At 65.0% G+C, this 6003-nt stretch carries 6 protein-coding genes; 1 reads left to right on the forward strand and 5 read right to left on the reverse strand.

The genetic code is table 11. The features are described from left to right. Positions 1-168 precede the first annotated feature (168 nt). The 4 genes from EV191_RS29850 to EV191_RS29860 form a co-directional block, all read right to left on the reverse strand. Entirely contained in the window at positions 169-1149 is a 981-nt protein-coding gene (locus tag EV191_RS29850) for a helix-turn-helix domain-containing protein (RefSeq protein ID WP_207894897.1), read from the reverse strand. Between the two features lie 407 nt (positions 1150-1556). Continuing rightward, entirely contained in the window at positions 1557-1712 is a 156-nt protein-coding gene (locus tag EV191_RS30275; protein ID WP_165913175.1) for a hypothetical protein, read from the reverse strand. 27 nt (positions 1713-1739) lie between these two features. After that, entirely contained in the window at positions 1740-3182 is a 1443-nt protein-coding gene (locus EV191_RS29855; protein WP_243659342.1) for an amidase, read from the reverse strand. 55 nt (positions 3183-3237) lie between these two features. After that, on the reverse strand, positions 3238-3987 hold the full coding sequence (locus EV191_RS29860) for an SDR family oxidoreductase (protein ID WP_132881468.1): 750 nt from the start codon (positions 3985-3987) through the stop codon (positions 3238-3240). Between the two features lie 86 nt (positions 3988-4073). On the opposite strand from EV191_RS29860, the gene EV191_RS29865 reads away from it, so the two are divergent. Continuing rightward, positions 4074-4619, forward strand: a complete 546-nt coding sequence (locus EV191_RS29865) for a TetR/AcrR family transcriptional regulator (protein ID WP_132881470.1) — start codon at positions 4074-4076, stop codon at positions 4617-4619. Between the two features lie 135 nt (positions 4620-4754). Here EV191_RS29865 and EV191_RS29870 read toward each other — a convergent pair whose 3' ends face one another. Beyond that, positions 4755-5708 carry a PQQ-dependent sugar dehydrogenase gene (locus tag EV191_RS29870; RefSeq protein ID WP_243659343.1) on the reverse strand — a complete coding sequence of 318 codons (954 nt, stop codon included), beginning with the start codon at positions 5706-5708 and terminating at the stop codon, positions 4755-4757. Between the last annotated feature and the right edge of the window lie 295 nt (positions 5709-6003).

Genomic DNA, 6003 nt, shown 5'->3' on the forward strand with positions numbered 1-6003 from the left:
GCTCAACGCCTTCGCGATCGCCTTCGAAGGCCGCATCACCCCAACCGGAAACTAACCAATGCCAAGCCGGATCCACCGTTCATCGGACACTCCCCTGATGAGGAACACCGGGTGGCTAGTGGCGAGCGCCCAATCCTGCGGCTTCTTCTGAGCAAGCCGTGGGAGTACTCACGCGACCGCGTGTCGTGGTTCGCGGCTGAGATGACGGTAGCGGGTCGGTGTGACGCCAACCGTTTGGCGGAACATCCGGGCGGCATGGCCGCGGCTGTGCCAGCCGACCTCACGCATCGCTTGCTCAATGGGTAGGTCCGTGTGACGTAGTAGGTGTGCCAACCGCTCAGCCCGCAACGTCATCAGGTAGGTCATCGGCGTCTTTCCATAGGCGTCCACGAATATGCGACCGAGTTGGGATGGCGAGAGATGCACGGCGGTGGCCAGTTCTTGGAGAGTCCACCGACGATCGGGTGCGTCCCGAAGCAGATTGACTGCTCGCTGCGCTTCGTCTCGCAAGGGAGCCAATCGGCGAGGCGATGGATGACCGGGATGCATCGCCTTTCGTTGAGTCGGGGATCGACGGACCGGTGTGGTCCTCACGTATGGGGTCACGACGTCGAGCACAGCGAAGAGCAGTGTTTGTACACGGTAGAACTTGTCGGGTGACGGCCCGTCGAGGCTGAGTGCGACCAGCTCATTCAGCCAAGGCGCGAGCACCTCGGCGCGGACCTCGCCGAGTTGGAGTATCTGCGCTGGTTCCGAGTACAAGGCCTCGGCGAAGTCCTGCGCTTCGCACCGATCCGAGAGCAAGGCGGCGTGCTGCCAGAACACCTGATCGATGACATAGGCCCTGTCGAGGTAGAGCGTAGTGACGGTGATCGAGTCCTCGGGCTCGCTTCCGCATAGGGTGTTGGCGCCGAGTACCACGACATCGCCGACCTTCACTGGTCTCTCGCCGAACTCGCTGAGCAGGATCGCCGATCCGTTGCGGACGAAGATCAGCTTTACGTAGTCGTAAGCGATCGGGTCGATGTGGTCATGGAGAGTGAGTGTCCGCGCGATAATCGGGTGGAAATCTGCGGGCTCAGCTGCGTTGCCACGTCCGGCGGGCTCACCTTGAGCATGAGTATTGGTGCGTGCGGTTCCTGAAGTCACGAAGGCGCCTCATGGATTCGCCCACTGTGCTGGACGTGACGTGAGGTCAGTCTGGGTGGCGGTTTGGTCACGAACGAGCGTGCTGTCAGGCGCACGTGGCGGACATACGTGCAGCGCATGCCGCCTATCCATATGATGGTCGACTCCGCTCAGTCACCGCGCCTTCTAGTCCATGGTGCGGAGTCCGCCGGCCCGTGGGAGAGCCATCAACCCCGACCATGCAACGATCGACGCGGAGGGGTATCCGCCAGGCTGGCCTGGGCTGGATCAGCCTCGAACTGGTGACCCGGTACTTCCCAGAGATACGCAGGCGGTGTTCACTTAGGGCGTCAGTTTCGGGAGTCGTCTCGATTGACGCCATCCCGATCTCCTGCAGTGTTCCCATCCGAAGGTTGTGCCATCGGACGTCAGGTGGCCGGGTCGAAACCGGCCGGATCGAGAGGGCGTGCTTCGTCGACCGCGAAGAGCATCTCAGACTGTGCGGCGAGCATCGCTTGGACGGCGGCAATGGCTTGCTGCTCTGCGGGGTCGGACGACCATGTTGTTGTCCCGGGAATTGTCATCAGTGTCCTTTCTGGTCGCGTGCGGGTTCAGGCCGTGGCGAGTGTGTTCCTAGGCCGAGGGGGCTTCAGGAGGGGCGTTCGATCCAGATGGAACGCGGAACGCTGTTGGATTGCGTGGCCGGCGCGTAACACCGAAGACTCGGACCAGGCAGGACCGGAAAGGGACAGTGAAAGCGGTGTGCTCTCGCTCGATAGCCCGATGGGAATCGCCAGTGTCGAGTTCCCGATCGCGTTCCAGTAGGGCGTGTGCAGGGAGAACATCGCCCCTAGCGGGTTGAGCGGGTCCAGTTCAGTAAGGCTCGGAGCCCCCCGATGACCGGTGGGAGTCGCGATCAGGTCGACGTCGGTGAAGAGGTCGGCGACCCTCTGACGCAGAAGCCGTCGGACGCGCTGCGCCTGGATGTACTCAGCGGCGGTGATCGAGGCACCGCCGGCGAGGGTAATACGCGTTGGTCGGCCGTAGTCCGACCAACGCGAGAGCAGATCTGCCCGGTGGTAGCTGTGTGCCTCAGCAAGCATCACGACGAAATCGACGGCAACGGCCTCCGGATACAGCGGGATCTCCAGCGGGATCAGTTCGGCACCGGCCTCCTGGAGCAGTTCCACAGCCTGGCCGAAGCGAGCCGGCTGCTCAGGATCAATGCCCCCGGCGGCGAATCGATCCAAGTCATCTACACCGACCCGGACCCCCTCAAGACTGTCGCTCAGGCCAGACGCATAGTCCTCAGACGGTCTGATCACCGTGCTCGCGTCGGAGGGATCGTCTCCGGCGAGTACGGAGAGCAGGATCGCGCAGTCCTGGACGCTTCGCGCCATCGGACCGGTCCGGTCGAGGGAATGCCCCAGTGGAACGACCCCTGACCTCGGTACCAGGCCTGCCGTCGGGAGGAGACCGCTGATCCCGTTGAACGCCGCGGGGATGCGGATGCTCCCCGCCGTGTCCGTACCGATAGCGCCCAGCGCCATCTCGGTCGCCACTGCCGACCCGGAACCGGAACTGGACCCACCCGCCCACCGCTTCGGATCCCAAGCGCTCGCTGGAATGGGAAACGGCTTCTCGGGATCGGGCGCACCGATCGCGAACTCCTGGGTGGTGGTCTTGCCGACGATGATCGCACCGGCCGCTTTCAGCCTGGACACCACTGGCGCGTCGCCGATGCTCTCGCCCCATTCGGGATGGATGACCAGGCTCTGCGCGGTGGTGGGCCCCTGCGACTCGGCGATGATGTCCTTGATCGCGATCGGGATGCCGTCCAGTGGTCCGCGATCTCGCCCCTGAGCGAACCTAGTGTCGGCGGCGCGGGCGGCTTCCATAGCGCTCTCTGTGTAGCGGCTGATGAACACACCGATGGCCTCGTCGAGCGCGTCGGCCCGTGAGAGAGCACGGGCCATCAACTCCTGGGCAGAGACGTCGCCGCGCCGCAGAGCCGCGCCAGCATCGGCGATGGTGAGATAGTCGGTCGACATCATCGTTCTTCCTTCGCGGGTGAGCAACAACGGTTGGGCGGCAAGGACGTGGAACGACTCAGGCCTGCACGGCGGGGCGGATCGCGAGTGCACCCACCTCGACGTCATCGGGCTGCTCGATGGCGAAGCACACCGCGCGAGCTATCGCCTTGGGATCGAGCCCGAACTCCCGCATGCCAGCCTGTATCCGTTCGCGGGCAGATGACTCCATGCCGTCGGCCAGCTCGGTCTGCACGAAGCCGGGTGAGATCTCGGTAGTGCGGATCACGCCGTCGGTCGATTCGGTGCGCAGACCTTCCATGATGGTTCGCGCGGCGTTCTTCGTCGCGGCGTAGACGGCCATAGTGGGTGAGATTGTGATCCCTGCTGTCGAGACCGTGGTGACCACATGTCCCTGTCCCTGCCTGCGGAAGACCGGCAGGGTGGCGGCAAGGCCATGAAGGAGGCCGCGGACATTGACGTCGATCATCGCGGCCCAGTCGTCGACGTCGAGTTGCTCCAAGGGACCGAGCCGCGCGACGCCGGCGTTGTTGACGAGCACATCCACCCGTCCGAACCCGTCGAGCGCTCTCTGGATGAGCGCATGCACCTCGTCAAGCACTGTGACGTCGGTCTGCACGGCGATCGCCTTTCCGCCCGCAGCCACGATCGATGCTGCGAGTGTGTCGATGCGTTCACGGCGTCGCGCGGCGAGCACGACGGATGCGCCGCGATGGGCGAGCATCGACGCAATCTCGAGTCCGATGCCGCTGCTCGCGCCGGTGACGACGACGATCTTGCCTGTGATGGGGTCCGGCACCTGCGGCATACGATCTCCTGATGGGGTAAGTTGACACGTGTCCGTTTATCGAAGGCTATCTGGACACGTGTCCGTTTAGCAAGGAGTGGTCTCATATGACCGATCGCAGGCTGCGCGCTGACGCGATGAACAACCGAGCGCGCATTCTGGAGGTCGCTCGTGAACTGCTGACCTCGACGTCGGAGCTGCCGATGAACGCAGTCGCGAAGGCGGCTGGGGTCGGGCAGGGCACGCTGTATCGCAACTTCCCTACCCGTGAAGCGCTCTTGGCAGAGGTCTACCGCGCCGACGTGGACACGCTCGTGGCCTCCGCCGCACCCCTGCTCGAACTGCACGAGGCGCCTGCTGCTCTGCGTCGCTGGCTGGATAACGTCGCCGAGTACGCCCGCGTCAAGCGGGGCGTGCTCGCCGCGCTCGAGCCGAGCTCCGGGCATGAACTCGCCACGAGTCACACGGGCTCCATAGGCGAGGCCATCGACCTCCTGCTCGACGCAGGGAAGAGCGAAGGATCGATTCGATCCGATGTCGACTCCCAGGATGTGCTCATCCTTCTGGGCTTCCTGTCGAGGATGGACGAAGCCGAAGCGACCGAACGCGCAGACCGCATCCTCGACCTGATCGTCGACGGCGTACGTGCCTGAGGCAGAGGAGCGATCGACTCGCCCCATGGCCCACGTCGCGTCGGAGATCAAAGATCCTCGCGCGCCGAGCCGGGCCGCAGCGAACCCAGCGCCGGCCACCAGAGGCGTTGCGTGCGTCATCAGTGCGTCCCCCCGTCACGGCCCGCTGACATCGACGCGCAGGATGCGGTCATCGCCGGGGCGGGGGTCTGTGCCGCCCCAGGTGGCCAGGTCGGTGTTGGAGGTGATCAACCAGAGGGAGCCATCGGGAGCGACTTCGACAGTGCGGATCCGGCCGTAGTCGCCGACGAGATGGGCGATCGGTTCGGCTGTCGCGGTGTCGCCGTCGACGGGCAGCTGCCAGAGCCGTTGGCCGCCAAGGGCACCGATCCACAATGAGCCCTCGGCGTAGGCGACGCCGGAGGGGCTGGCCTCGTCGGGGTGGATGACGGCGATGGGTTCCTCGCCGGTGTCTCCTTCGGCGCCTTCGGTCTCAGGCCAGCCGTAGTCGGCGCCGGGGTGCAGGACGTTCACCTCGTCCCAGGTGCGGTGTCCGAGCTCGGAGGCGTAGGCGGTGCCATCTGGCCCGAAGGCGATGCCTTGGACGTTGCGGTGGCCGCTGGAGTAGATCGGGGAGTCGCCGGGGTTGTCCTCGGGGATGGAGCCATCGGTGGCGATGCGGAGGATCTTCCCGTTGAGAGAGTCGGCGGTCGCCGAGTTCTCGGGTTCGAAAGCGTCTCCGGTGCCGATCCACAGGTGCCCGTCAGGTCCGATGACGATCCGGCCACCATGGTGCCGATCTGCGGTCTCGATGCCGTCGAGCAGGACGCGGTCCACGCTCAGTGAGCCGTAGTCTTCTGCGATGGTCAGTGCCACGATGCGGTTCTGATCGGCACCGGAGACTGAGGCGAAGACGGTGCGGTCTTCATCGAAGTCCTCGGATGCGACGATGCCGAGTAGTCCGCCTTCGGAGGAGACGTCGACGTCGGGGACGACACCGACGGTCTGTGCGTCGCCGCCGTCTGCGGGTATCCGTTGGATCTCGCCGGTGATTCGTTCGGAGACCAGGGCGGAGCCGTCGGGGAGAAAGGTCAGGCCCCACGGTGACACAAGATCGGTCGTGAGCTCCGTCGGTTCCCCGAGCGTGGCCAGCGAGTCCTCCTCGGCAGGCGTTGGTGCCTCGTTGTCGGCCGAGGGTATGGAGGGCGGCGGTGTCGCCGACTCCTGCTCATCACTGGTACAACCAGTCAGTAACAGAGCAACGGTGAGCGAGGCCGCGGCGATGGCCCGTGTCGTTCCGCGCGGGCCCGTGGGCGGTTTCAGGGGGTCGACGCAACACTGCTGTTAGTTGGTGGTGATTAGATCACGCAGACGCTCGGCTGGGGTATCCCAGCCGAGCGTTTTG

The sequence above is a fragment of the Tamaricihabitans halophyticus genome (assembly GCF_004340875.1).
GTDB classification, from domain to species: Bacteria; Actinomycetota; Actinomycetes; order Mycobacteriales; family Pseudonocardiaceae; genus Tamaricihabitans; species Tamaricihabitans halophyticus.

Bases quoted from the DNA above. Each gene is read 5' to 3' on its own strand.
- EV191_RS29860 (WP_132881468.1), bottom strand. From the start codon at position 3,987: ATGCCGCAGGTGCCGGACCCCATCACAGGCAAGATCGTCGTCGTCACC.
- EV191_RS29865 (WP_132881470.1), top strand. From the start codon at position 4,074: ATGACCGATCGCAGGCTGCGCGCTGACGCGATGAACAACCGAGCGCGC.
- EV191_RS30275 (WP_165913175.1), bottom strand. From the start codon at position 1,712: ATGACAATTCCCGGGACAACAACATGGTCGTCCGACCCCGCAGAGCAG.
- EV191_RS29855 (WP_243659342.1), bottom strand. From the start codon at position 3,182: ATGATGTCGACCGACTATCTCACCATCGCCGATGCTGGCGCGGCTCTG.